This window comes from Paraburkholderia phenoliruptrix, assembly GCF_047325075.1.
Classification (GTDB): Bacteria; Pseudomonadota; Gammaproteobacteria; order Burkholderiales; family Burkholderiaceae; genus Paraburkholderia; species Paraburkholderia phenoliruptrix.
Genome location: NZ_CP168531.1, coordinates 982,479 through 1,008,151 on the forward strand (window position 1 = coordinate 982,479; position 25,673 = coordinate 1,008,151).

Sequence of the window (25,673 nt, forward strand, 5' to 3'; positions counted from 1 at the left end):
AACAGACAGTAAAATTCAGCGACCGCGTGGCTTGCAGCTTTTGAGGCGCGCCGGTCGCCATGAGACAGGTGGCTGCCGTCGTCCGCACCCACAATCAATAACGCAAAGGAGGAGCTTCATGGAAGCTGTTCACGGCAGCATGCTGCTGGTTTACGGGGTGATCGCCATCGCCCTGCTGATCTTGATGATCACCCGCTTCAAGGTCTATCCGTTCCTCGTCCTGATTATCGTGTCGCTGCTGCTCGGGCTCGTGTCCGGCATGCCGATGGCGACCATCGTCAAGTCGTTCGAAACCGGCAACGGCAACACGCTTGGCCACATCGCGGTGGTGGTAGGCCTCGGCACGATGCTCGGCAAGATGATGGCCGAATCCGGCGGCGCGGAGCGCATCGCCACCACGCTCATCAGCTGGTTCGGCGAGAAGAACATCCACTGGGCGATGATGGTCGTCGCGATCATCGTCGGTTTGCCGGTGTTCTTCGAAGTCGGCTTCGTGCTGCTGATTCCGATTGCGTTTAACGTCGCCAAGCGCACCAATAAGTCGCTGCTGCTCGTCGGCTTGCCGATGGTCGCGGGCCTGTCCGTCGTGCACGGACTGATTCCGCCGCACCCGGCCGCGATGCTCGCCGTGCAGCAGTATCACGCGGACATCGGCAAGACGATCGCGTATGGCCTGATTGTCGGCGTGCCGACGGCTATCGTCGCCGGTCCGCTCTTTGCGCTGCTGATTCATCGCACGGTGAAGCTGCCGAAGGACAACGCGCTGGCCTCGCAATTCCTCAACAAGGAAGAAGTGGCGATGTCGGGCACGCCCGGCGGCGCGAGCGCGGCGCCCAGGCGCGATCTGCCGAGCTTCGGCGTGACGCTCTTCACGGTGCTGTTGCCGGTGATCCTGATGCTGGTCGGCAGCTGGGCGGATCTTGTCTTCACGCCGAAGACGCTGCCGAACGACCTGCTGCACTTCGTCGGCAATTCTGACGTAGCGCTTCTGATCGCCGTGCTGGTCAGCTTCTGGACCTTCGGCGCGAGCCGCGGTTTCAATCGCGATCAGATCCAGAAGTTCTGCGGCGAATGTCTCGCGCCGATCGCGGGCATCACGCTGATCGTCGGTGCGGGCGGCGGTTTTGGGCGCGTGCTGATGGATAGCGGCATTTCGAAGGAAATCGTCGCCGCGGCAACCTCGGCGCATCTGTCGCCGCTGCTGTTCGGCTGGCTCGTCGCCGCGCTGATCCGTCTCGCCACGGGTTCGGCGACGGTCGCCATGACGACCGCCTGCGGCATCGTCGCGCCGATCGCGGCGGCGAGCGCCATTCAGGTGAAGCCGGAGCTGCTCGTGCTGGCAACGGGCTCAGGCTCGTTGATCTTCTCGCACGTGAACGACGGCGGTTTCTGGCTGATCAAGGAATACTTCGGTATGACGGTGGGGCAGACCTTCAAGACATGGTCGCTCCTCGAGACCATCATTTCGTTGATGGGTTTGGGCTTGACCTTCGCGCTGGCGGCGGTCCTGTAAGGAGTTTTTGATGATTTTGATCGCAATGGGCGTGTCGGGCGCCGGCAAGACGAGAATCGGCGAGATGCTGGCGGAACGCCTGCACTGCGCGTTCACCGACGGCGACGCGTTTCACAGCGCCGCCAACAAGGAGAAGATGCACCACGGCATTCCGCTCACCGACGAAGACCGGTGGCCGTGGCTCAAAACTATCCGCGCCGCGATCGAAGAAAAGCAGAGGGCGGGCGAGACGGCGGTGTTCACGTGTTCGTCGCTGAAGCGCTCGTACCGCGACATCCTGCGCGACGGCGACAAGGACGTGTGCTTCGTGTACCTGAAGGGCTCGCGCGAGGTGCTGCAGGAGCGTCTCACCACGCGCACCGGCCATTTCTTCGACCCGTCGCTGCTGCAAAGCCAGCTCGACACGCTCGAGGAGCCGGGCGCGGACGAGGCGGTGACCGTGAGCATCGAGCTGTCGCCGGGACAGATTGTCGATGAAGTGCTGAAACAGATCGACAAGCGCTAGGTTTCTCGCCTTTTTTATCGTTCAGATGTGGAAAAGCCGCTCCCTGGAGCGGCTTTTCTTTTGCTGCGGCGCTTACATCCGGCCGGGGCCGGGCAAGGCGTAACGCGTCAAGCTTCGGGCGTCATGCGTCAGGCTTTAGCCGATGCGCTTTGCCAGTTCCACAGCCTTGCCGATATACGACGCCGGCGTCATCGCGAGCAAGCGGTCTTTCGCGTCCTGCGGAATTGCCAGGCCGCCGACAAACGCCTGCAGCGCCTCACGCGTGATGCCCTTGCCGCGCGTCAGTTCCTTCAGCTGCTCGTACGGATTTTCGATGCCGTAGCGGCGCATCACCGTTTGCACCGGCTCGGCCAGCACTTCCCAGCAGTTGTCCAGGTCTTCGTTCAGACGCTGCGCGTTCACTTCCAGCTTGTCCAGACCGCGGATCAGCGAGTCGTACGCGAGCAGCGAATAGCCGAACGCGACGCCCATGTTGCGCAGCACCGTCGAGTCCGTCAGGTCGCGCTGCCAGCGCGAAACCGGCAGCTTGTCGGCCAGGTGGCGCAGCGTGGCGTTCGCGAGGCCCAGGTTGCCTTCGGAGTTTTCGAAGTCGATCGGGTTGACCTTGTGCGGCATCGTCGACGAACCGATCTCGCCGGCCTTGGTGCGCTGCTTGAAATAGCCGACCGAAATGTAGCCCCAGATGTCGCGGTCGAGGTCCAGCAGGATCGTGTTCGCGCGCGCGACGGCGTCGAACAGTTCGGCCATGTAGTCGTGCGGCTCGATCTGGATCGTGTACGGATTGAACGTGAGCTTCAGGCGCTGTTCGACCACTTCGCGCGAGAACGCTTCCCAGTCGAATTCCGGATACGCCGACAGGTGCGCATTGAAGTTGCCGACCGCGCCGTTCATCTTGCCGAGCAGTTCGACCTTCGCGATACGCTCGATGGCGCGTGCGAGGCGCGCGGCCACGTTGGCGATTTCCTTGCCGAGCGTGGTCGGGCTGGCCGGCTGGCCGTGCGTGCGCGACAGCATGGGCTGCGCGGCATGCGCGTGCGCGAGCGCGACGAGCTTCTGATGCACGGTGCGCAGCGCCGGCAGAATGACGTGCTCGCGGGCGCCCGCGAGCATCAGGCCGTGCGACGTGTTGTTGATGTCTTCCGACGTGCACGCGAAGTGGATGAACTCGCTCGCGCGTTCCAGCTCTTCCTGACCCTTGACCGACTCCTTCAGCCAGTATTCGACGGCTTTCACGTCGTGGTTGGTGACGCGCTCGATTTCCTTGATGCGCGCGGCGTCGTGCGCGGTGAAGCGCTCGGCCAGTTGCAGCAGGAACTGCTCGGACGCTTCGGAGAAGCGCGGCACTTCGGCGAAACCGGCGCGCGACAGCGCGATCAGCCAATGAATTTCGACCGTCACGCGATTGCGCATGAACGCGGCTTCCGAGAGCCAGTCGCGCAGGGCTTCGGTTTTCGACGCGTAGCGGCCGTCGAGCGGAGAGAGCGCATTCAGCGCGAACAGGGTGTCGGGGCGGGTGTCGGACATGATGGCGGCTGGTCTAAGCGTTGAGCGCCTGCTGAAGTGACAGCGGGCGGATCGGAACGGAGGGAACCGCGAATTTTACCACCACAGGCGGATTCGCCCGGAATCCGGCTGCCGGTGCCCGAACCGCGCTGGACTGCACTGAACCGCGCACTGAGCGCCGCACGGGTGACGCGACCGCCGACCGGATGGGACGCACCTGCGGACCCACTAGAATGCTGACTTCTTCTTTCTCGCCGGCAGCAGGCTTCGCATGGAACTCAAATGGCTCGAAGACTTCGTTTCGCTCGCGGAAACGCGCAGTTTCAGCCGCTCCGCTGAGCTGCGCCATGTCACGCAGCCGGCGTTCTCGCGGCGCATCCAGGCGCTGGAGGCATGGCTCGGCACGGAACTGATCGACCGCTCGGTGTATCCGACGCGGCTGACGCCGGCGGGCCAGGTGTTCAACGAGCAGGCGCTCGCCATGCTGTCGCAGTTCCACGAGGCTCGCGCACTGCTGCGCGGCCACACCGCGACGCCGCAGGCGACCATCGAATTCGCCGTGCCGCACACGCTGTCGCTCACCTACTTTCCGCGCTGGCTGCAACGCATCGAGGCGCAAATGGGCCCGATTCACACACGGCTGCGCGCGCTCAACGTGCACGACGCGGCGCTCTCGCTGGTGGAAGGCGGCTGCGATCTGATGATGGGCTATCACCATCCCAGCCATCCCGTCGCGCTCGATCCGGGCCGCTACGACATGCTGACGCTCGGCAACGAGCCGATCAGTCCGTTTTCCGCGCCGGGCCGCGCGGGCCGTCCCCGTCACACGTTGCCGGGTACTGCCGAGGCGCCCACGCCTTACCTGTCTTACACGCCCAATGCTTACCTCGGCCGCATGACCGAGGTGATTCTGGCCAACGCGCCGGAGCGCCTCTATCTGGACCGGCTTTACGAGACCGACATGGCCGAAGGCCTGAAGGCGATGGCGCTCGCCGGCCACGGCATTGCCTTCCTGCCGCACAGCGCGGTGGAAGACGCCGTCGCGGACGGCAAGCTCATCCGGCTCGACCGTGGCACGCGCGGCACGCCCGAAGGGCAACTCACGCTCACCATGGAAATACGCCTTTACCGCGACAAGCTCGCCGCCAAGAGCGACGACGCGCGGCAGATTCTCGTGCGGCAGCTGTGGGACGTGGTGTCGGAAGAGCTGGCGCACGGCGGCGCATGAACGCCGACGCGAGCTACGCTTGAAAGCGGGTCGAGGGTTGCCTGGAACCTGCACGAAGCCCGCCGCAAACCTGCGCGCTCGCGACACGAATTTGCAGCTTCCGAGCGGTTATGCAAAAAAAACATAACCGGATAAGGAAACGGCATTGGATTTCAAATCGGCCTTTTTCGACAATGCTGCTATTCGATCAACGCCGGAGCGTTCATGTCTTCCCAGCAGCAAGTCGCCCAATCCGCCTCAACGTTGCAGTCCGTTCCCTCCTACCTGAATAGCGATGACCTCGGCCCGTGGGGTAACTACCTCCGCCAGGTCGACCGCGTCGCGCCGTATCTCGGCTCGCTGTCCCGCTGGCTCGAAACCCTGAAGCGCCCGAAGCGCATCCTGATCGTCGACGTGCCTATCGAACTCGATAACGGCACGGTCGCGCACTTCGAGGGCTACCGCGTGCAGCACAATGTGTCGCGCGGTCCGGGCAAGGGCGGCGTGCGTTATCACCAGGACGTGACGCTGTCGGAAGTCATGGCGCTGTCCGCGTGGATGTCGGTCAAGAACGCTGCGGTGAACGTTCCTTACGGCGGCGCGAAAGGCGGTATCCGCCTCGATCCGCGCAAGCTCTCGCGTGGCGAACTGGAGCGCGTGACGCGCCGCTATACGAGCGAAATCGGCATCATCATCGGACCGAATACCGACATTCCCGCGCCGGACGTGAATACGAACGAGCAGATCATGGCGTGGATGATGGACACGTACTCGATGAACCAGGGCCAAACGGCAACCGGCGTCGTGACCGGCAAGCCGATCACGCTCGGCGGTTCGCTCGGCCGACGCGAAGCAACGGGCCGCGGCGTGTTCGTGGTGGGTTGCGAAGCGGCACGCCGCATCGGTTTCGACATCGAAGGCGCGCGCATCGCCGTGCAGGGCTTCGGCAACGTCGGCGGAATTGCGGCGCGTCTCTTCCAGGAAGCGGGCGCGAAGGTCGTCGCGGTGCAGGATCACACGGGCTCGCTGTACAAGTCGACGGGTATCGACGCGGTCGCGCTGCTCGAGCACGTCGCGAAGACGGGTGGCGTGGGCGGTTTCCCGGAAGCCGACGCGGTGACGAACGAAGAGTTCTGGACCGTGGAGTCGGACATCCTGATTCCGGCGGCGCTCGAAAACCAGATCACCGAAAAGAACGCCGGCAAGATCAAGACGCGGATCGTCGTGGAAGGCGCGAACGGCCCGACCACCACGGCTGCCGACGACATCCTGCACGACCGCGGCATCCTCGTGATTCCGGACGTGGTGGCCAATGCCGGCGGCGTGACGGTGTCGTACTTCGAATGGGTGCAGGACTTCTCCAGCTTCTTCTGGACCGAAGACGAAATCAACCAGCGCCTTGAGCGCGTCATGCGCGAAGCATTTGCCGCCGTGTGGCAGGTGTCGAGCGAGCAGAGCGTCTCCGTGCGCACGGCGGCGTTTATCGTCGCGTGTAAGCGGATTCTGCAAGCGCGCGAAATGCGCGGCCTGTACCCCTGATCGCAGGCTGCTAAAGCGGCCGGCGGAAGAGAAAACGGCGGGTCCGCTACCTCGCGGATGCGCCGTGCATTTCACGTGAATGCGCATGCCTGAACGTGCTCCACAAGAGCGCGCGTTGGACCTGGCGGGCGGCATCGTAAAGATGCCGCCCGCCTTTGCATATCCGGAAACCTTGACCGACTGCGCGAAGCCGCCGCCCGCCGATAGCGGCGTACACGCAACAACCATGGTTTACTGCCGTACTTTCAGAATAATTACTTTGCTAAACTGGCGCCGGTTCTTGCCAAGGAGATCAAACATGAAGGTTAAAAAGGCTGCGCTGCTGCTCGCGACTCTCGGACTGTTTACGGTTGGCGCGCACGCGCAGGACGCCGGCACGCTGAAAAAAATCAAGGACACGGGCGTCATTTCGCTGGGTCACCGCGAATCGTCGATTCCGTTTTCCTACTATGACGACAAGCAGAATGTGATCGGCTATTCGCAGGAATTCGCGCTGAAGGTGGTCGACGCGGTCAAGCAGAAGCTGAATGCGCCGAACCTGAAAGTGAAGCTGATTCCGGTCACGTCGCAAAACCGTATTCCGCTGGTGCAGAACGGCACCGTCGACATGGAATGCGGCTCCACCACGAATAACGCGGAACGCCAGCAACAGGTGGCGTTCTCGAACACGATCTTCGTGATCGGCACGCGTCTGATGACCAAGAAAGATTCGGGCATCAAGGACTGGGCCGACCTGAAGGGCAAGACGGTCGTCACGACCGCCGGTACCACGTCCGAGCGCCTGCTTCGCAAGATGAACCAGGACAAGAACATGGGCATGAACATCATCAGCGCGAAGGACCACGGCGAGTCGTTCCTGACGCTGTCCACCGGCCGCGCCGCCGCGTTCATGATGGACGACGCGCTGCTCGCCGGCGAGCGCGCCAAGTCGAACAATCCGGGCGATTTCGTGATCGTCGGCGCGCCGCAGTCGCATGAAGCTTACGGCTGCATGCTGCGCAAGAACGATCCGGAGTTCAAGAAGGTGGTGGACGAAGCCATCGCGAAGGTGGAAACCTCGGGCGAAGCCGACAAGATCTACAAGAAGTGGTTCGAATCGCCGATTCCGCCGAAGGGCCTGAACCTGAACTTCCCGGAAAGCGACGACATCAAGGCGCTCTTCAAGAGCCCGAATGACAAGGCAATCGATTAAACCTTAGCTGTTTTTTTGAAATGCTGAATGAAACGGAAGGGGCCGCGCGCTTCTTCCGTTTCTTTTTGCTGGAGTCTTGGTCATGTCATATCACTGGAACTGGGGCATTCTGCTAAGTCCGGTCTCCACCGGCGAGCCGACCACTTATCTGGGCTGGCTGCTGTCGGGCTTCTGGGTGACGATTACCGTGTCGCTGTCGGCATGGGTGATCGCGCTGATCGTCGGTTCGTTTTTCGGTGTGCTGCGCACGGTGCCGAATAAATGGGCGTCGGGCATCGGCACCGTCTACGTTGCGATTTTCCGTAACATTCCGCTGATCGTGCAGTTTTTCACCTGGTATCTCGTGATACCGGAACTGCTGCCGGTCTCCATCGGCAACTGGTTCAAGCAACTGCCGCCGGGTGCGCAGTTCTTCTCCGCGTCGATCATTTGCCTCGGGCTCTTTACGGCCGCGCGCGTGTGCGAGCAGGTGCGCTCGGGCATCAATGCGCTGCCGCGCGGCCAGCGCGCCGCGGGCCTCGCCATGGGTTTCACGCAATGGCAGACGTATCGCTATGTGCTGCTGCCGGTCGCGTACCGCATCATCGTGCCACCGCTCACGTCCGAGTTCCTGAATATCTTCAAGAACTCGGCGGTCGCGTCGACCATCGGTCTGCTCGATCTGTCGGCGCAGGCGCGTCAGCTCGTCGATTACACGTCGCAGACCTATGAGTCGTTCATCGCGGTCACGCTCGCGTACGTGCTGATCAACCTGGTCGTGATGCAACTGATGCGCTGGGTCGAAGCAAGAACCCGGTTGCCCGGCTATATCGGAGGCAAGTGATGCACCATTTCGACTGGAGCGGTATTCCGGGCGCACTGCCTACGCTGTGGACCGGCGCCATCGTCACCTTCAAGATCACGCTGATCGCGATCGTGGTCGGCATTGTCTGGGGCACGGTCCTCGCGATGCTGCGGCTGTCGTCGTTCAAGCCTTTCGAGTGGTTCGCGAAGGGCTACGTGACGATTTTCCGTTCGATCCCGCTCGTGATGGTCCTGCTGTGGTTCTTCCTGATCGTGCCGCAGGTGCTGCAGAACGTGCTCGGGCTGTCGGCGGATATCGACATTCGTCTCGCGTCGGCCATGGTCGCGTTCTCGCTCTTCGAGGCGGCGTATTACTCGGAGATCATTCGCGCGGGCATTCAGGCAGTGCCGCGCGGGCAGGTCAACGCGGCGTTCGCCCTCGGCATGGGCTACGGGCAGGCCATGCGCCTCATCATCCTGCCGCAGGCATTTCGCGCGATGGTGCCCTTGCTGCTCACGCAGGGCATCGTGCTGTTTCAGGATACGTCGCTCGTCTACGTGATCAGCCTCGCCGACTTCTTCCGCACCGCCACGAATATTGGCGACCGTGACGGCACGAATGTCGAAATGGTACTGTTCGCGGGCGCGTGTTATTTCGTGATCTGCGTGATCGCGTCGAGCCTCGTCAAAGGTCTTCAGAAAAAGGTCGCAAGATGATCTCTATCAAGAATGTTTCGAAGTGGTACGGCCAGTTTCAGGTCCTGACCGACTGCACCACGGAAGTCAAAAAGGGCGAAGTGGTCGTGGTGTGCGGCCCGTCGGGTTCGGGCAAGTCCACGCTGATCAAGACCGTGAACGGCCTGGAGCCGTTCCAGAAGGGCGAGATCGTCATCAACGGGCAGTCGCTGACGGATAAGAAAACCAATCTGTCGAAGCTGCGCTCGAAGGTCGGCATGGTCTTCCAGCACTTCGAGCTGTTCCCGCATCTGTCGATCGTGCAAAACCTCACGCTCGCGCAGATCAAGGTGCTCGGCCGCTCGAAGGACGAAGCGTCGGCGAAGGGTCTGAAGCTGCTGGAGCGCGTCGGCCTGCGCGCGCACGCGGACAAATTTCCGGGGCAGTTGTCGGGCGGTCAGCAACAACGTGTGGCGATTGCGCGCGCGCTGTCCATGGACCCGATCGCGATGCTGTTCGACGAGCCCACGTCCGCGCTCGACCCGGAAATGATCAACGAAGTGCTCGACGTGATGGTCGAACTCGCGCAGGAAGGCATGACCATGATGTGCGTGACGCACGAAATGGGCTTCGCGAAGAAGGTCGCGCATCGCGTGATTTTCATGGACAAGGGTTTGATCGTCGAAGACGACCGCAAGGAAGACTTCTTCGCCAATCCGAAGTCGGATCGCGCGAAGGATTTTCTGGCGAAGATCCTGCACTGAGGCTGGAACACCCGAGGCCGCAGCGCTTTTTGCGCGGCGCTCGGCCAACGAAAAGCCGCTCGAACGAGCGGCTTTTTTTATCGACGCGCAGCGGGTTCGCCGGTGCGCGTCACGACTCGAATGCCGCGGCGTCGTCCGCCGCTTCGAGATCCACTTCCACTTCCGCGAGAGCAGGCGAAGCGGCGACCGAAGCCGCAATCGTGCTTGCCGAAGCCGACGCGTCCAGACACGGATTGCGCAGTTTTTCCAGCACCGAGGCCGGCACCGGTACATTGACGCGGCCAATCACGTCGCCGTGCTGGAACATCAGCAGATCGCCGGGAGCAAACGCGGTCCACACTTCGTTGTCCGTGAGCGGCTGCGTCGCGATGACGGCGACACGGTCTTCGGGCGTGGTGTACTTGGCGAAGTCGATGGACACGTCGGCATCTACCAGATGCGCGGTGGAAAACGGCCAGCGCCGCACGATGTAATGCAGGTGCGTGGAGCAATGCGCGAACAGCGCCTGACCGTTCGACATCAGGAAATTGAACACGCCGAATTGGGTGATCTCGCGCGTGAGCGTTTCGAGCGCGGCGAACAGCTCGTTGAGCGGCGGCTGCTGCGCGCCTGGGAACGCCTTGCGCAACCCTTCGAGCAGCGCGCAGAAGGCGAGTTCGCTGTCGGTGGTGCCGACCGCCTGATAGACGCCCGAGAGCACCGGCGAATAGTCCTTCAGATCGCCGTTGTGCGCGAAGATCCAATGGCGCCCCCACAATTCGCGCATGAACGGGTGGCAGTTTTCGAGCAGGATGTGCCCTTGCGTCGCCTTGCGGATATGCGCGATCGTGTTTTTCGACTTGATCGGATAGCGCTTGACCATTTCGGCGATCGGCGAAGTGGCCGACGACTGATGGTCGATGAACAGGCGACACGCTTTGTCTTCGAAGAAGGCGATGCCCCAGCCGTCGGCATGGTGATCGGTGACGCCGCCGCGCGCCGCAAAGCCGGTGAAAGAGAACGTGACGTCCGTCGGCGCGGCGCAATTCATTCCGAGAAGTTGGCACATGTTGCGGGTGAGCCTGTGAACGGGGCAAGCCGTTACAATGATGATTTTCCAAGCATATCACCGAGCCAGAAGCGCCAAATAGCAAAATTGACGTGTATTCAGGCCGCAACACAACGGTTTGACCTCATCGTCGGTGCATTGTCCGGCCATCGTTCCGTATCGTGCGCATTCGGCGCTGCCATCCGTTCCGCTCCCGTTCTCCTCTTGCCATGACCGCTTCCAACGCTTCTCCCGATTCCCGCGACTCCATCACGCTCGCCCGCCCGGACGACTGGCACCTGCACGTGCGCGACGGCGCCATGCTGGCGGCGGTGTTGCCGGACACGGCGCGCCAGTTCGGCCGCGCGATCATCATGCCGAACCTGAAGCCGCCGGTCACGACCACGGCGATGGCGGCGGCATACCGCGAGCGGATCGTCGCCGCAATCCCGGCCGGTGCGAAGTTCGAGCCGCTCATGACGCTGTATCTGACCGACAACACGCCGCCCGACGAAATTCGCCGCGCGCGCGAAAGCGGTTTCGTGCACGGCGTGAAGCTGTATCCGGCCGGCGCGACGACCAACTCCGACGCGGGCGTGACCGACATCATGAAGTGCGCAAAGACGCTCGAGGCGATGCAGGAAGCCGGCATGCCGCTTCTCGTGCACGGCGAGGTGACGGATTCGTCGATTGATCTGTTCGACCGCGAAAAGGTGTTCATCGACCGGGTCATGACGCCGCTGCGCCGGGATTTTCCGGCGCTGAAGGTAGTGTTCGAGCACATCACGACGAAAGACGCGGTGGACTACATTTGCGAAGCGGGCGTCGGCCCCGATCTGCTGGGCGCGACCATCACCGCGCACCATCTGCTCTATAACCGCAATGCGATCTTCCAGGGCGGCATTCGCCCGCATTACTACTGCCTGCCGGTGCTCAAGCGCGAGACGCATCGCGTGGCGCTCGTCGAGGCGGCTACGTCGGGCAATCCGCGTTTCTTCCTCGGCACGGACAGCGCGCCGCATCCGAAGGGCCTGAAGGAGCACGCGTGCGGCTGCGCGGGCTGCTACACCGCGCTGCACGCGCTGGAGCTGTACACCGAGGCGTTCGACAAAGCCGGCGCGCTGGACAAGCTGGAAGGCTTCGCGAGCTTCTTCGGCGCGGATTTTTACGGTCTGCCGCGCAACGGCGAGCAGGTCACGCTGCGCCGCGAGGAATGGACGCTGCCCGCGGAGCTGCCCGTCGGCGATACGCCGGTTGTGCCGCTGCGCGGCGGTGAACCGATCGGCTGGCGTTTGGTGTGAGGCGAGGTTGAGGATGGCGGAGCGCAAAGACGTGCGTGATCTGCCGCACGGGCGCGATGCGAGCGCACGCTCATGCCCGGGCCGGCGAGCCGGAAATGAAGCGCTGGCGCCCGACGCGTCAGCCTTCGCCGCCATCGACTGGTCGAGGCCGTGGTTCGCGCAGTTCGCCGCGCGCGGCCAGCGCTGGCAGCGTGCGGCGCTCGAAAGCTACGCCGCTTTGCTCGCCGAAATGAATGCCGACGCCGGGCAGACGCGCCAGCTCACCGGCCGCGGCCAGCGCCTTGCGTTTATCGCGCAGGACGACCTGCCGCCCGGCGCCGCCTACGAGGCGCATATCGCGTCCACCGGCTGCGTGCCGACGCGCCACAATCTGCACGACTTCTTCAATGCGTCGATGTGGTTTGCGTTTCCGCGCATCAAGGCGGCGCTGAACGCGCGGCAGTCGGCGGCGATCGACCAGCTGGGCGTTGGGCCGACGCGCGGCGGCGTGCGCGACGCGCTGACGCTGTTCGACGAAAACGCGCTGCTCTTCGCGTCGGCTGATCCGGCCCTGAGCGCGGCGCTCCGCGGCTTTGACTGGCGCACGCTGTTCGTTGAACGGCGCGATGCGTGGGGCGGGAGCTGCGAGGTGCGCTGTTTCGGCCATGCGTTGCTCGAGAAGCTGATCGCGCCGTTCAAGGCCTGCACCGGCCACGCGTGGATCGTCGACGTGCCGCCCGCCTATTTCGAATGGGATGCGGCTTTGCGCGACGCGTGGCTCGACGAGGCGGTCAGCGCGGCTTTGCTGGACACCGAGGCGCTGACGAGCCGGCTGTTCGCGCCGCTTCCGGTGCTGGGCATCCCCGGCTGGTGGCGGCAGAACGCCGAGCCGGGCTTTTACGACGACAAGTCGGTGTTCCGCGCGGGCCGGCGCACAGATGCTAAAATCGGCGCCAGCAAAGCAGGCCAGGCAGTCGCGGCCTCGGCGGTTTCACACGTTGGAACCGGCGGGGGCGAGGAAAGTCCGGACTCCACAGGGCAGGGTGATGGCTAACGGCCATCCGTGGCGACACGCGGAACAGGGCAACAGAAAGCAAACCGCCGATGGCCCGGCGCAAGCCGGGATCAGGTAAGGGTGAAACGGTGCGGTAAGAGCGCACCGCGGCTGCCGCAAGGCAGACCGGCACGGTAACCTCCACCCGGAGCAATTCCAAGTAGGCAGGCGCGCATCTTCGAGATGCAGGGCGGGGCCCCCGTCTCGTCTGCGGGTAGGAAGCTTGAGCGCGTCAGTAATGGCGCGCCTAGAGGAATGGCTGCCACGCGCGTCGCGTCTTCGGACGTTGCGCGTGCACAGAATCCGGCTTATCGGCCTGCTTTGCCACCTCACAACATTAATGCCGGCGTCTTTTCAGGACGCCGGCATTTTTGTTTCAGCGGCACGTTTGGTTTGCGCGGCACGTTTGCGCGGCACATCAGGCGCCGCGCGCGTTGGCGCCTGGGCCGAACCGCTTCCGGCGCGCCGACCGCGATGCTCAGCTCGCCACGATGTCGAACGAGTGCGTCAGTTCCGCCGTTTTGGCGATCATGATCGACGCCGAGCAATATTTGTCGTGCGACAGGTTGATCGCGCGCTCCACGGTCGCCGGGTTCAGGTTCTTGCCGGTCACGGTGAAGTGAAAGTGAATTTTCGTGAACACTTTCGGATCTTCGCTGGCGCGCTCGGCCTTCAGCGTGACCGAGCAACCGGCAATTTCCTGACGGCTTTTCTTCAGAATCATCACGACGTCGTAGGCGGTGCAGCCGCCTGTGCCGAGCAAGACCATTTCCATGGGGCGCGGCGCGAGGTTGCGGCCGCCGCCTTCGGGCGCGCCGTCCATCGCGACCAGGTGGCCGCTGCCTGTCTCGGCCGCGAACGCCATGCCGTCTTGCCCCATCCAGCTCACTTTGCATTCCATGCTGTGCTCCACCGCGCTGCGCAATATCGAGACGGCATTGTAGCCCGGCCTTTCAGTGTCCGTCCGAGGGGGCTTCGACGGAAAATTTATGCGCGATAGCGGCTTGCGTGTTGCGGCGCGGCATGTTGCGTCGTCGCTCGCATATTGCCGGAGATTTAGGGGTTTTACTCTAAGGGTTGACCTTAACTGACTCACATCCGGCGTCGCGACACCCTGATCTGCCGGTGTAGCGGGGATCCCGGCAGATGCGTCTGTAAATCCCACAATATAAAATCTGATTTCGCATTGCAAATCTTCTTGCAACGCACAAGGATGCTTCATATAATTGGTCCATCGGTTGCAGCAGTGCGCAACCTCCGCTGTCTCCTCCACCTCCTCCTTTGGTGGATTAAACCCGAACCACTTGTTCGGGTTTTTTTTCGCCTGCGATCTTGCCGCGCTCGAGGGTGCGTTTCGTAAGAGCCGGCCCGTTGCGGAGCGCTTTGAAGCCGCTTTGAAGTCTGTTGGCGGCGCCTTGCGGCACCAAGTCCCGTACATTTTGACTTGGCGTTGCAAATTCCTTTATAATTCAGGGCTTTTCCGCATCCGCGCCCGCGGAGGAAGAACAGGGAGAGCCTGCACGCGCCTCGATGCGCACACTACAAGCAGGAAAAAACACATTGGGCGCAGCAATTTTTTTGGATCGATCATGAAGACGTTTTCCGCAAAAGCCCATGAGGTGGCGCGCGAATGGTACGTGATTGACGCGACGGATAAGGTTCTCGGGCGTGTCGCCAGCGAAGTGGCACACCGTCTTCGCGGCAAGCACAAGCCTGAATTCACTCCCCACGTCGACACCGGTGATTTCATCATCGTTATCAACGCCGGCAAGCTGAAGGTCACGGGCAACAAGACCACGGACAAGAAGTACTACCGTCACTCGGGCTACCCGGGCGGTATCTATGAAACGACGTTCGGCAAGATGCAGGAACGCTTCCCGGGCCGCGCGCTCGAGAAGGCGGTCAAGGGCATGCTGCCGAAGGGCCCGCTCGGCTACGCGATGATCAAGAAGCTGAAGGTCTACGCTGACGCAACGCATCCGCATTCGGCACAACAGCCGAAGGCGCTCGAGATCTAAGGGGAGCCCACATGATCGGTAACTGGAATTACGGCACGGGCCGCCGCAAGAGCGCCGTCGCACGCGTGTTCATCAAGGCAGGCAAGGGCGACATCGTTGTGAACGGCAAGCCTATCGCCGACTACTTCTCGCGCGAAACGTCGCTGATGATCGTGCGTCAGCCGCTGGAACTCACGAACCACGCTGCCACGTTCGACATCAAGGTCAACGTGACGGGCGGTGGTGAAACGGGTCAAGCCGGTGCGGTTCGCCACGGCATCACCCGTGCGCTGATGGACTACGACGCAACGCTGAAGCCGGAACTGTCGAAGGCCGGCTTCGTGACGCGTGACGCTCGTGAAGTGGAACGTAAGAAGGTCGGTTTCCACAAGGCACGTCGCCGCAAGCAATTCTCGAAGCGTTAATCGTTTCGGGCGCGAACCGGTTTATCGCCGGAACGCAGCAAAAGCCGCCAACGCTGTCGCGAAGGCGGCTTTTTTTATGCTTTTGCCGCCACCGGCGGATGTGGGCGCAGCCGCCGTGCCTCGCCGTGGCGGCCGCCCAGCGCCAATTCGTTGCCCGCTGCCGCTGTCGCGCGCGAATCCTGTAAGAACCCATTGATTTTGTGGGCATCAGCACGATATTGAGATCGGCCCTACAATAGCGGTTAGAGATTTCTGGAGAGTTCGAATGAACGCAGTCACCGACACACCCGTGACCGAGATGCCCGCCCCCTTCGTTTTTACCGACGCAGCGGCTGACAAGGTCAAGCAACTGATCGAAGAAGAAGGCAATGCGGACCTGAAGCTGCGCGTTTTCGTGCAGGGCGGCGGCTGCTCGGGCTTTCAATATGGCTTTACGTTCGACGAAGCCGTCAATGAAGACGACACCGTCATGAACAAGAGCGGCGTGCAATTGTTGATCGACTCGATGAGCTACCAGTACCTGGTGGGCGCTGAGATCGACTACAAGGACGACATCAACGGCGCGCAGTTCGTCATCAAAAATCCGAACGCCACTACGACTTGTGGCTGCGGTTCGTCGTTCTCGGTCTGAACGCCAGCCGGACAACAGCACATCCGCATCAAGGAACGGGGCTTCGGCCCCGTTTTTCATTGCCGGCAGGGCAACGACCGGGCGCGGAAGCCCACCATGGGCCCACCGGGCTTGCCAGGTGGGCCCGGCATTAACGCGGATAAATCGCCCCGAGCACCCGCTCGGCGCTCGCCCCTGTCACGGCCGGCAAACTGCCCGGCAGTCTCGCGATGCAGCGCATCGCCAGCCACGCGAACGCCAGCGGCTCCACCTGGCTTGGCGGCACACCGAGCGCGTCCGTCGTCATGACCGGCACGCCGCTCACGCCGCTGTCTTCCAGCGCCCGTTGCAAGGCCTTGAGAATCTCCGGATTGCGCGCGCCCCCGCCGCAGACATAGACCGCTCTCGCGTCGGATGCATGCCGTTCGATTTCTCGCGCGACCGTCACCGCGGTCAGCGCGACGAGCGTGGCCTGCACGTCGGCGGGCGCGAGCGCTGCGAACGGCTGCAGTTTCGCGTCCAGCCACTCGGCGTTGAAGAGATCGCGGCCGGTGCTCTTGGGCGGCTGTTGGACGAAAAACGGCTCGTCGAGCAATGCGTTGAGCAGAGAGCGGTCCACCTGGCCGCTCGCTGCGAACTGACCGTTCTCGTCGAATGGCTTGCCTAGATGGCGTTGCGCCCACTCGTCGAGCAGCGCGTTCGCCGGACCGCAATCGAAGCCGCGCACGCCGCCGGTGGCGTTCAGAATGGTGATATTGCTGATGCCGCCCAGGTTGCACACCACACGCGTCTCGTTTTTGGCGCCGAACACCGTTGCGTGAAAAGCCGGTACCAGCGGCGCGCCCTGGCCGCCCGCGGCGACGTCGCGGCTGCGGAAATCGGCGACCACGTCGATATGCATCATCTCGGCGAGCAGCGCGGGATTGTTGATCTGCCGCGTATAACCCTTTTCCGGCCGATGCCGCACCGTTTGCCCATGCACGCCGATGGCGCGGACTTCAGCCGCGGACACGTGGCAGCCGCGCAGCAGTTCATGGCAGCACACGGTATAGCGCGTGGCGAGCGCGTTGGCCGCGAGCGCCTCGCGCTCGATTTCGTTGGCGCCCGGCTGTTGCAGCGCGAACAGCGCCTCGCGCAAGCCGGCGGCGAAACCGACGAACGCCTCCGCCAGCACGACGGGCGGCTTGCCTTCGGCGAAGCGGACCGCCACGCCGTCCACGCCGTCCATGCTCGTGCCGGACATGAGGCCAAAATAGACGCCGTCTGCGGAGACTTGCGTCACGTTACTGCTTCTGTCGATGATTCGTTGCGGATTCACGGCTCGTTCCTGATCGCTCGTTTGCGAAGGTTGTAGCAGATTATCGACGCAAGCGCGCTCGAATATGAAGCGGCCGCGTGGCCTTGAACCCGGGCGCGGCGTGCCAATCGCCGCGTAGAGGCGCGCCCGCCACGGCTTTGGTGGGCGCGGCGGCGCGCATCTATGGGACAATCTGTTTTTTTCGCGACTTCACGTTTCCAGCATGAGCACCGAGTCCAACAAGCCGAACCCCGCCCCTGCCTTCCCGATCACCGACGAAGTCCGTCACGCGCTCGCCGTTACCAAGCGCGGCGTCGACGAATTGCTGATCGAAGATGAATTCGCGCAAAAACTCGCGAAAAGCCAGGCGACCGGCACGCCGCTGCGCATCAAGCTCGGGCTCGATCCGACCGCACCCGACATCCACATCGGCCACACGGTCGTGCTGAACAAGATGCGCCAGTTGCAGGACCTCGGTCACACGGTCATTTTTCTGATCGGCGACTTCACCTCGCTGATCGGCGATCCGTCGGGCCGCAACGCCACGCGCCCGCCGCTCACGCGCGAACAGATCGAGTCGAACGCGAAGACTTACTTCGAGCAGGCTGCGCTCGTGCTCGATCGCGAAAAGACCGAGATTCGCTATAACAGCGAATGGTCGATGCCGCTCGGCGCCGACGGCATGATCAAGCTCGCGTCGCGCTACACGGTCGCTCGAATCCTCGAGCGTGAGGACTTCACCAAGCGTTTCCAGAGCGGCGTGCCGATTTCGATTCACGAATTCCTGTATCCGCTCATGCAGGGCTACGACTCGGTGGCCCTGAACGCCGACCTCGAACTCGGCGGCACGGATCAGAAGTTCAACCTGCTGGTCGGTCGCGAATTGCAGAAGCAGTACGGCCAGGAGCAGCAATGCATTCTGACGATGCCGCTGCTCGAAGGGCTCGACGGCGTCGAAAAAATGTCGAAGTCGAAGAACAATTACATCGGCATCAGCGAAAAACCGACAGATATGTTCGGCAAGCTGATGAGTATTTCCGACACGCTGATGTGGCGTTACTTCGAACTGCTGTCGTTCCGTCCGATGGACGAGATTGCCGCGTTCAGGAAAGAAGCCGAGGCTGGCCGTAATCCGCGCGACTTCAAGGTGATGCTCGGGCAGGAAATCGTCGCGCGGTTTCATTCGCAAGCCGACGCTGAGCGTGCGCTCGAAGACTTCAATCACCGCGCGAAGGGCGGCGTGCCGGACGACATTCCGGCGGTCGTGCTCGCCGGGGCGCCGCTTGCCATCGGCCAGTTGCTCAAGCAGGCGAACCTCGTGCCGTCGACAAGCGAAGCGCTGCGCAATATCGAGCAGGGTGGCGTGAAGATCGACGGCGCGACGGTGTCCGACAAGGGCCTGAAAGTCGAGGCCGGCGAATACGTGGTTCAGGTCGGCAAGCGCCGCTTCGCGCGCGTCACGCTGACGGCGTGAGCCTGCAGGCCATGATCACGATCCGAATGTCGAAGCCGGAAGCAGTCCGATGATCGCGTTAATCCAGCGCGTGCGGCGCGCCGAAGTGCGCGTCGCAGACGGTGAAAACGAGCGTGTGACAGGTGCGATCGACGCCGGCCTGCTCGCGCTCGTCTGCGCCGAGCGTGGCGACACCGAGGCGGCGGCCGACCGGCTGCTGGCGAAGGTGCTCGGCTACCGCGTGTTCAGCGACGCGGCGGGCAAGATGAACCTGTCGGTACAGAATCTTGACGGCGCGGGCCGCGCGGGCGGCTTGCTGCTGGTTTCGCAATTCACGCTGGCGGCGGACACCAACAGCGGCCTGCGTCCAAGCTTCACGCCGGCCGCGCCCCCGGACGAAGGCAAGCGCCTCTTTGACTATTTTGTTGAGGCGGCGCGCGCGAAGCATCCCATCGTCGAGACGGGAGAGTTCGGCGCGGACATGCAAGTTTCGCTCGTCAACGACGGGCCCGTCACATTCTGGCTGCAGACCAACGCCTGAGTTCCGCGCGGTTCTTGCGACCATAGCGGCTCGGCACAACCGGCGAAGAGCGCCCATCTTGATCCCATGACCACGCAGATTCTGTTTATCCGGCACGGCGAGACCGACTGGAACCGCATCAAGCGCATTCAAGGGCATATCGACATTCCGCTTGCAGCGGCGGGTCTTGCCCAGGCGCAACACCTCGCGCGCCGCATCGCCGCTGAAGTGCGAAACGGCGCGCGGCTCGATGCGATCTATTCGAGCGATCTGCAGCGCGCGCGGCAAACCGCTCAACCGATCGCCGACGCGCTCGGCTTGCCGGTGCAGCTGCGCGAAGGCTTGCGCGAGCGCTCCTATGGCGCGTTTCAGGGCCACGACAGCGATGAAATCGCCGAGCGGTTCCCCGACGAATATGCCCATTGGCAAACTCGCGACCCCGGCTTCGCACCGCCGGAGGGCGAGTCGCAGCGCGCGTTCTACCATCGCGTGCTGCATGCCGTCGAGCCGCTCGTTGCTGCGCATCCCGGCGGCCGGATCGCCTGCGTTGCGCACGGGGGCGTGCTGGATTGCGTGCGGCGCTTCGCGTGCAGTTTGGCGCTCGATGCCCCGCGCGACTACACGTTGCTGAACACGAGCGTGAACGTGGTCGATTTCGCCGACGGCCGCGCGACGATCGTGTCGTGGGGCGACGTATCGCATCTCGACGCGCCCAGTGCCGACGACAGTTTCAAGAAGGTTCCGGAGCCGGGGCGCTAATCACGCAACGCCAGCCACGGACGCCAGCGCTACGCACGCGCCCCACGGCGCGACGCAAGTTCAGCTCAGCGTGAGCCGCCCTCCGGCTTAACCGCAACGCGGCGGCGCGCCCGCTTCGACACGCCATTCACCAGCGCCCATCTGATAACAGGCGCGACGGCGCGTACGCCAGGTCGCGCCACCGCGCGGCGCATCAGCGCATGGCGCTCTAATCCCAGCATCGTCTGAGCCCAATCGGGCAGAAGGTCGACGCCCGCATTGAACATCAACACGCCGGCGGGACGCATCGCTGCGCTCGGGGCCGGCGCATGCTTCAGCATCCGGACGACCTCGCGCGTGCGTTCACTTGCGAGCAGTTCGGATCGCATGGCCAGCAGATAAGCGTCGATCGCGGCGCGCGAGCGCGGAACGTCCGACGCGCCGAGCATCTGCGCGATGCGCGCGGTTTCCGCGAAATACTGGTCCTGCGCCGCAACGGGAAGTGCGGGGTTCACATAGCGAAGATGCGCGGTCATGAAGCTCGACACTTCGGCGACGTGAACCCACGTCAGCAGCGCAGGCTCGCTTGCGCGATAAGGCCGGCCGTCGGGCGCAATACCGCTCACACCGAGGTGGATGCGCTTCACGCGTTCTATCAGCGCAAGCGCATCGTTCCGGCTGCCGTACGTCGTGCCGGCAATAAACGTCGCCGTGCGGCGCAGACGGCCCAGAATGTCGGTGCGAAAGGTGGAGTAGTCCCAGACGCCCGCCAGCGCGAGCGGATGCAAGGCTTGCAACAGCAACGCGCTGATGCCGCCCGTCATCATCGAGGTGAAGTCGGCGTGCACTTTCCAGCACACGGAGTCCGGGCCAAAGAGGCCAGGGTCGCCGGGCGGCGATGAATAGTCGAGCGTCGGGCCGCTGCCGGTAGTCAGATGCGTGACGCCCGCCGCGAGTCTTGCGCGAAGGCGCCCGGTCAGCAACTGCGCCATCATACCGGGAGATCGGGGTTGTCTCGTCTCATCGGACATGCTTGTTCCGCCTCGCTGCGCCGTGCCGCTGCTTATGCCGCGGCTAGGTTGCAGCCGAGTCCCACAGACCGGGCAGCGCGCTCGACGCGTCCGGCGCCGCGAGTCCGAAGTGCCGGTAAGTGAGCAGCGTGGCGACGCGGCCGCGCGGCGTGCGCTGCAGGAAGCCTTGCTGGATCAGATACGGCTCGAGCACGTCCTCAATCGTGTCGCGCTCTTCGCCGATGGCGGCCGCCAGATTGTCGACGCCGACCGGGCCGCCGTCGAACTTGTGCAGGATCGCTTCCAGCAGCTTGCGGTCCATGAGGTCGAAGCCGACCGCGTCGACGTCGAGCATTCGGAGCGCCGCGTCCGCCACTTGCGCGGTGATGTTGCCGTCGGCCTTGACCTCCGCGTAGTCGCGCACGCGCCGCAGCAGGCGGTTGGCGATACGCGGCGTGCCGCGCGCGCGCCTTGCGATTTCGAACGCGCCGTCCGGATGAATCTGCGCGTTCAGCAGCGAAGCCGAACGCGTGACGATACGCGCGAGTTCGTCGGCGTTGTAAAACTCGAGCCGCGCGACAATGCCGAAGCGGTCGCGCAGCGGATTGGTCAGCATGCCGGCGCGCGTGGTCGCACCGACCAGCGTGAACGGCTGCAAGTCCAGCTTCACACTGCGCGCGGCGGGGCCTTCGCCGATCATGATGTCGATCTGATAATCCTCGAGCGCGGGGTACAGAATTTCCTCGACGACTGGCGAAAGCCGGTGAATCTCGTCGATGAACAACACGTCGTTTGCTTCGAGATTGGTGAGCAGCGCGGCGAGGTCGCCCGCGCGCTCAAGCACCGGCCCGGACGTTTGCCGCAGATTCACACCCATTTCGCGCGCGATGATGTGCGCAAGCGTGGTTTTGCCGAGACCCGGCGGCCCGAACAGCAACACGTGGTCGAGCGACTCCGAGCGGCGCTTGGCGGCCTCGATAAAAATTTCGAGCTGGCCGCGCACCTTTTCCTGCCCGACATATTCTTCGAGCTGGCGCGGGCGCAACGCGCGTTCGAACGCTTCCTCGTTCGGCGAGACGGGCGTGGCCGCGATGATGCGCTCGGCGGCGAGTTTGTCGGTTTCGATCATCCGGTCATTGTACCGCGCGAGGCGCGTTGCGAAACCCGGCCGAACGGCCAGGGTGCGCCGCTCGTCGGGCTGTGCGAAGCTTGTTTTATCGCGCGTGCGGCCGGCGCACGGCATCAGCCTTCGGCTGCAAGCCTCAGGCCTTGGACAAGGCCTTCAGCGCGAGCTTGATGCCCTCGGACACGCCCGTGCCGGCCGGCACGTTCTTGATCGCCGCCAACGCTTCCTTCTCCGAATAGCCGAGCGCGAGCAGCGCGTTGAGAATGTCGGAAGCGTGGTCGGAGGCCGACACCGCGCCGGCCATGGCGCCCAGGTCCGCGCCGAGCTTGCCCTTGAGTTCGAGCAGCAGCCGCTCGGCGGTTTTCTTGCCAATGCCCGGCACGCGCGTGAGGCGTGCGGCGTCCTGCAGCGTGACCGTCTGCGAAAGTTCGTGGACGCTCATGCCCGACAGCACGGCGAGCGCCATGCGCGCGCCGATGCCGGAAATTTTGAGCAGCTCGCGGAAGGTGGAGCGTTCCTCGGCGGTGCCGAAGCCGTACAGCAGATGCGCGTCTTCGCGCACGATCATCTGCGTGAGCAGCACGACCCGCTCGCCGGTGGAAGGCAGGTTGTAGAAAGTGCTCATCGGCACATCGACTTCGTAACCGACGCCGTTGCAGTCGACGAGCAGATGCGGCGGGTTTTTTTCCAGCAGAACGCCGGCAATGCGACCGATCATGGCGAGTTCAGACGTGTGAGAAAGGGCGAGTGTAGCGCAGCGAAGATGCGCCGCCGACGGCGGGCGCCGGCACCGCGCGAAAAAAGCCTGTTGGCTGTGCGGCGCCTAGCCGACGAGACGCCCGCGCCGCACTCGCAAGCCCTTTTTGGCGAGCGAGGGCGCGATGCCGCCGAGCGTGCTGAGCGTCGTGCCGCCGTGCGCGTGACAGATCGCCATGCCGAGCGCGTCGGCGGCATCGGTGCTCGGCACGCCAGACAGGTTGAGCAGGCGGACCACCATCTGCTGCATCTGTTCCTTGGTCGCGCGGCCATAGCCGACCACCGCCTGCTTCAACTGCAGCGCGGTGTATTCGGCGACCGGCACGCCGCCCGCGACCAGGCCGCAGATCGCCGCGCCGCGCGCCTGGCCGAGCAGCAAGGTGGACTGCGGATTGACGTTGACGAACACCTTTTCGATCGCCGATTGGTCCGGCGCATGCTGGCGGATCAGCGTGGAAATACCGTCGAAAATGGTGCCGAGGCGCGACGGCAGGTCGGCGTCGGCGGTCTTGATCACGCCGCTCGCCACGTAGCTGAGCGTGTGTCCGCTTTGATCGATCACGCCGAAGCCGGTGACGCGCAAGCCGGGGTCGATGCCAAGAATTCTCATGAAGTGCCGCACATGCGGTTAAGGCCAGGTGCCTGCGATACTACAACAGACACGCGGCGCGGCGGCTTGCAAAGGGTCGCGCGAGAGGAATAAAAGCTGCTGCGTCCGTCGGAAGGAGGTGATCAGCTATGCAGCCCTATGGAAACAGGAGTGGGATATCCGGCGTCGTCGCATATGAAATCGGCGAGGATTTTGTTCGCGCGCAGTTCGATGGCGGCGAAACGTACCGGTACTCGAAAAAGGGCGTCGGCGCGCGGCATCTCGCCGAGTTGAAGCGGCTCGCCAAGCTGGGCGAGGGCCTGAGCACTTATATCAGCCAGCATCCGGAAGTGAGGCACGGCTACGACCGCGACGACCCGCCCGGCTGACGACCGGCACGGTGTCAGATCCCGGGCACCGGGCGCCGGCCAAAGCAAAAACAAAACGGCCCGGCAGAAATTTCCACCAGGCCGCTAAATCCTCACCTACAGCGGCGGCTGCAACACCTCGCCGCCGCGCAAGCCGAACTCAATGCCGGAAGTGACGCACGCCGGTCAGCACCATCGCGATATTGTGCTCGTCGGCGGCGCTTACCACTTCGTCGTCGCGCATCGAGCCGCCGGGCTGGATCACGCAGGTCGCGCCCGCGGCCACGACCACGTCGAGGCCGTCGCGGAACGGGAAGAACGCGTCCGACGCGACCGCCGAGCCGGCCAGCGTCAAGCCGGCGTTCTGCGCCTTGATGCTCGCGATGCGCGCCGAGTCCACGCGGCTCATCTGGCCCGCGCCGACGCCGAGCGTCATGCCGTTGCCGCAGAACACGATCGCGTTCGACTTCACGTACTTCGCCACGCGCCAGGCGAAGAGCAGGTCGTCCATTTCCTTCGGCGTGGGATGACGCTTTGTGACCACGCGCAATTCGCGCGGCTGGACGTTCTTGGAATCGAGCGATTGGACGAGCAGGCCGCCGCCCACGCGCTTCAGGTCGAATGCGTTATGGCCTTCGCCCAACGCGATTTCCAGAAGACGCACGTTCTGCTTCGCGGCGAACACCTGGCGCGCCGCTTCGCTGAACGACGGGGCGATCAGCACTTCGACGAACTGCTTGGCCACCGCTTGTGCCGCGGCTTCGTCCACTTCGCGGTTGAAGGCGATGATGCCGCCGAACGCCGAGGTCGGATCGGTCTGGAATGCCTTCGAATAGGCTTCGTTCGCGTCCGCGCCCACCGCCACGCCGCACGGATTAGCGTGCTTGACGATCACGCAGGCCGGCACGTCGAAGGTCTTCACGCATTCCCAAGCAGCGTCGGAATCGGCGATGTTGTTGTACGACAGTTCCTTACCCTGCAACTGGTTGTAGTTCGCCAGCGCGCCGGCCGGCACCGACAGATCGCGGTAGAACGCGGCGCTTTGATGCGGGTTTTCGCCGTAGCGCAGATCCTGCACCTTGTTGAACGCGAGGTTGAAGGTGGCCGGATAGACGTTGCGCGACGCGTGTTGCAGCTCGTCGGTCAGGCTCGTCAGGTAGTTCGTGATCGCGCCGTCGTACTGCGCGGTATGCGCGAAGACCTTGGTTGCGAGGCGGAAGTTCGTCTTGTACGAGACCGCATTGCTGTTCGCGCGCATTTCCTCGAGCACGACCGCGTAGTCGGCCGGGTCGACCACCACTGTCACGTCGCGATGATTTTTCGCGGCCGAGCGCAGCATGGTCGGGCCGCCAATGTCGATGTTCTCGATGGCGTCTTCCAGCGAGCACTCTTCTTTCGACACCGTCTGCACGAACGGGTAGAGGTTCACGACGAGCAGGTCGATGGTCGGAATATCGTGCTTTTCGAGCGCCGCCATGTGTTCCGGCAGGTCGCGGCGCGCGAGGATGCCGCCGTGCACCTTCGGATGCAGCGTTTTCACGCGCCCGTCCAGCATTTCCGGGAAGCCCGTGTAGTCGGCGACCTCGGTGACGGAGAGGCCCGCGTCCGCGAGCAGTTTCGCGGTGCCGCCGGTCGACAGGATCTTGACGCCGAGGTCCGACAGCGACTTGGCGAAGTCGACAATGCCGGACTTGTCGGAAACGGAGATGAGCGCTTGCTTGATCATGATGAAGACGAAAAGC

General features: G+C 63.5%; 25 protein-coding genes, 1 other RNA gene and 1 pseudogene. 18 read left to right on the forward strand and 9 right to left on the reverse strand.

Translation table 11 applies throughout. The annotated features are described in order from the left end of the window. Nucleotides 1–118 precede the first annotated feature (118 nt). Both ACEN8U_RS16540 and ACEN8U_RS16545 read left to right on the forward strand, forming a co-directional pair. Nucleotides 119–1,513, forward strand: coding sequence for a GntP family permease (locus tag ACEN8U_RS16540; RefSeq protein WP_013589597.1), 1,395 nt, complete (start codon nt 119–121; stop codon nt 1,511–1,513). Between the two features lie 10 nt (nt 1,514–1,523). Next, entirely contained in the window at nt 1,524–2,018 is a 495-nt protein-coding gene (locus ACEN8U_RS16545; RefSeq protein ID WP_015003733.1) for a gluconokinase, read from the forward strand. A 135-nt stretch (nt 2,019–2,153) separates the two neighbouring features. On the opposite strand, the gene purB is transcribed toward ACEN8U_RS16545, so the two are convergent. After that, nucleotides 2,154–3,542 (reverse strand): adenylosuccinate lyase, encoded by a 1,389-nt coding sequence (gene purB / locus ACEN8U_RS16550; protein WP_015003732.1) that lies wholly within the window; start codon nt 3,540–3,542, stop codon nt 2,154–2,156. 250 nt (nt 3,543–3,792) lie between these two features. Here purB and ACEN8U_RS16555 point away from each other — a divergent pair, with 250 nt between their 5' ends. The 6 genes from ACEN8U_RS16555 (at nt 3,793) to ACEN8U_RS16580 (ending at nt 9,681) form a co-directional block, all read left to right on the forward strand. Next, nucleotides 3,793–4,749 (forward strand): LysR family transcriptional regulator, encoded by a 957-nt coding sequence (locus ACEN8U_RS16555; protein ID WP_015003731.1) that lies wholly within the window; start codon nt 3,793–3,795, stop codon nt 4,747–4,749. 204 nt (nt 4,750–4,953) lie between these two features. Next, complete coding sequence (locus ACEN8U_RS16560) at nt 4,954–6,267, forward strand: Glu/Leu/Phe/Val family dehydrogenase (protein ID WP_013589593.1); 1,314 nt, start codon at nt 4,954–4,956, stop codon at nt 6,265–6,267. A gap of 298 nt (nt 6,268–6,565) precedes the next feature. After that, complete coding sequence (locus tag ACEN8U_RS16565; protein ID WP_013589592.1) at nt 6,566–7,459, forward strand: glutamate/aspartate ABC transporter substrate-binding protein; 894 nt, start codon at nt 6,566–6,568, stop codon at nt 7,457–7,459. An 82-nt stretch (nt 7,460–7,541) separates the two neighbouring features. Next, nucleotides 7,542–8,282 carry an amino acid ABC transporter permease gene (locus ACEN8U_RS16570; RefSeq protein WP_013589591.1) on the forward strand — a complete coding sequence of 247 codons (741 nt, stop codon included), beginning with the start codon at nt 7,542–7,544 and terminating at the stop codon, nt 8,280–8,282. After that, complete coding sequence (gene gltK, locus ACEN8U_RS16575) at nt 8,282–8,959, forward strand: glutamate/aspartate ABC transporter permease GltK (RefSeq protein ID WP_013589590.1); 678 nt, start codon at nt 8,282–8,284, stop codon at nt 8,957–8,959. Before ACEN8U_RS16570 ends, gltK begins: the two co-directional genes overlap by 1 nt. After that, the gene (locus ACEN8U_RS16580) at nt 8,956–9,681 is read left to right on the forward strand and encodes an amino acid ABC transporter ATP-binding protein (protein ID WP_013589589.1); all 726 of its coding nucleotides are present in this window, start codon (nt 8,956–8,958) and stop codon (nt 9,679–9,681) included. The genes gltK and ACEN8U_RS16580 overlap by 4 nt, the downstream gene beginning before the upstream one ends. A gap of 109 nt (nt 9,682–9,790) precedes the next feature. Here ACEN8U_RS16580 and ACEN8U_RS16585 read toward each other — a convergent pair whose 3' ends face one another. Then, complete coding sequence (locus tag ACEN8U_RS16585; RefSeq protein ID WP_081588226.1) at nt 9,791–10,729, reverse strand: class II glutamine amidotransferase; 939 nt, start codon at nt 10,727–10,729, stop codon at nt 9,791–9,793. A gap of 209 nt (nt 10,730–10,938) precedes the next feature. Between ACEN8U_RS16585 and pyrC the strand changes: the two genes are divergently transcribed. The 3 genes and pseudogenes from pyrC to rnpB all read left to right on the forward strand — a co-directional run bounded on the left by pyrC (nt 10,939) and on the right by rnpB (nt 13,369). Further along, complete coding sequence (gene pyrC / locus ACEN8U_RS16590; protein WP_015003728.1) at nt 10,939–12,009, forward strand: dihydroorotase; 1,071 nt, start codon at nt 10,939–10,941, stop codon at nt 12,007–12,009. Nucleotides 12,010–12,238: 229 nt separating this feature from the next. Continuing rightward, nucleotides 12,239–12,859 (forward strand): annotated as a pseudogene (locus tag ACEN8U_RS16595) (DUF3025 domain-containing protein); the annotation flags it as partial. Between the two features lie 87 nt (nt 12,860–12,946). Next, an RNA gene (gene rnpB / locus ACEN8U_RS16600) (RNase P RNA component class A) lies at nt 12,947–13,369 on the forward strand. Nucleotides 13,370–13,520: 151 nt separating this feature from the next. Here rnpB and ACEN8U_RS16605 read toward each other — a convergent pair. After that, nucleotides 13,521–13,943 carry an OsmC family protein gene (locus tag ACEN8U_RS16605; protein ID WP_008919632.1) on the reverse strand — a complete coding sequence of 141 codons (423 nt, stop codon included), beginning with the start codon at nt 13,941–13,943 and terminating at the stop codon, nt 13,521–13,523. Between the two features lie 688 nt (nt 13,944–14,631). On the opposite strand from ACEN8U_RS16605, the gene rplM reads away from it, so the two are divergent. The 3 genes from rplM (at nt 14,632) to erpA (ending at nt 16,095) form a co-directional block, all read left to right on the forward strand. Beyond that, on the forward strand, nt 14,632–15,060 hold the full coding sequence (gene rplM, locus ACEN8U_RS16610) for a 50S ribosomal protein L13 (protein ID WP_013340465.1): 429 nt from the start codon (nt 14,632–14,634) through the stop codon (nt 15,058–15,060). An 11-nt stretch (nt 15,061–15,071) separates the two neighbouring features. Further along, a complete protein-coding gene (gene rpsI, locus ACEN8U_RS16615; protein ID WP_013340464.1) occupies nt 15,072–15,464 on the forward strand; it encodes a 30S ribosomal protein S9 in 393 nt (130 codons plus the stop codon). 265 nt (nt 15,465–15,729) lie between these two features. Further along, complete coding sequence (gene erpA / locus ACEN8U_RS16620; RefSeq protein WP_007180424.1) at nt 15,730–16,095, forward strand: iron-sulfur cluster insertion protein ErpA; 366 nt, start codon at nt 15,730–15,732, stop codon at nt 16,093–16,095. A gap of 130 nt (nt 16,096–16,225) precedes the next feature. Here the strand turns inward: erpA and ACEN8U_RS16625 are convergent, their stop codons facing one another. Beyond that, nucleotides 16,226–17,356 carry an anhydro-N-acetylmuramic acid kinase gene (locus ACEN8U_RS16625; protein ID WP_041745769.1) on the reverse strand — a complete coding sequence of 377 codons (1,131 nt, stop codon included), beginning with the start codon at nt 17,354–17,356 and terminating at the stop codon, nt 16,226–16,228. Nucleotides 17,357–17,594: 238 nt separating this feature from the next. Here ACEN8U_RS16625 and tyrS point away from each other — a divergent pair, with 238 nt between their 5' ends. From tyrS to ACEN8U_RS16640, 3 genes are all read left to right on the forward strand, one after another. Next, complete coding sequence (gene tyrS, locus ACEN8U_RS16630; RefSeq protein ID WP_015003724.1) at nt 17,595–18,845, forward strand: tyrosine--tRNA ligase; 1,251 nt, start codon at nt 17,595–17,597, stop codon at nt 18,843–18,845. 49 nt (nt 18,846–18,894) lie between these two features. Beyond that, nucleotides 18,895–19,365: a D-aminoacyl-tRNA deacylase gene (gene dtd, locus ACEN8U_RS16635; protein ID WP_015003723.1), complete on the forward strand. Its 471-nt coding sequence runs from the start codon at nt 18,895–18,897 to the stop codon at nt 19,363–19,365. A 66-nt stretch (nt 19,366–19,431) separates the two neighbouring features. Continuing rightward, entirely contained in the window at nt 19,432–20,103 is a 672-nt protein-coding gene (locus ACEN8U_RS16640) for a histidine phosphatase family protein (RefSeq protein ID WP_015003722.1), read from the forward strand. A 65-nt stretch (nt 20,104–20,168) separates the two neighbouring features. Here ACEN8U_RS16640 and ACEN8U_RS16645 read toward each other — a convergent pair whose 3' ends face one another. The 4 genes from ACEN8U_RS16645 to ruvC form a co-directional block, all read right to left on the reverse strand. Beyond that, complete coding sequence (locus ACEN8U_RS16645) at nt 20,169–21,113, reverse strand: oxygenase MpaB family protein (RefSeq protein WP_041745767.1); 945 nt, start codon at nt 21,111–21,113, stop codon at nt 20,169–20,171. A 43-nt stretch (nt 21,114–21,156) separates the two neighbouring features. After that, nucleotides 21,157–22,221: a Holliday junction branch migration DNA helicase RuvB gene (ruvB, locus tag ACEN8U_RS16650; protein ID WP_015003720.1), complete on the reverse strand. Its 1,065-nt coding sequence runs from the start codon at nt 22,219–22,221 to the stop codon at nt 21,157–21,159. Nucleotides 22,222–22,354: 133 nt separating this feature from the next. Then, nucleotides 22,355–22,936, reverse strand: a complete 582-nt coding sequence (gene ruvA, locus ACEN8U_RS16655) for a Holliday junction branch migration protein RuvA (RefSeq protein ID WP_015003719.1) — start codon at nt 22,934–22,936, stop codon at nt 22,355–22,357. A gap of 105 nt (nt 22,937–23,041) precedes the next feature. Further along, nucleotides 23,042–23,584 carry a crossover junction endodeoxyribonuclease RuvC gene (gene ruvC, locus ACEN8U_RS16660; RefSeq protein ID WP_041745765.1) on the reverse strand — a complete coding sequence of 181 codons (543 nt, stop codon included), beginning with the start codon at nt 23,582–23,584 and terminating at the stop codon, nt 23,042–23,044. 128 nt (nt 23,585–23,712) lie between these two features. On the opposite strand from ruvC, the gene ACEN8U_RS16665 reads away from it, so the two are divergent. Further along, a complete protein-coding gene (locus ACEN8U_RS16665; RefSeq protein ID WP_015003717.1) occupies nt 23,713–23,952 on the forward strand; it encodes a hypothetical protein in 240 nt (79 codons plus the stop codon). Nucleotides 23,953–24,091: 139 nt separating this feature from the next. Here ACEN8U_RS16665 and purH read toward each other — a convergent pair whose 3' ends face one another. After that, on the reverse strand, nt 24,092–25,657 hold the full coding sequence (gene purH / locus ACEN8U_RS16670) for a bifunctional phosphoribosylaminoimidazolecarboxamide formyltransferase/IMP cyclohydrolase (RefSeq protein ID WP_015003716.1): 1,566 nt from the start codon (nt 25,655–25,657) through the stop codon (nt 24,092–24,094). Nucleotides 25,658–25,673: the final 16 nt, after the last annotated feature.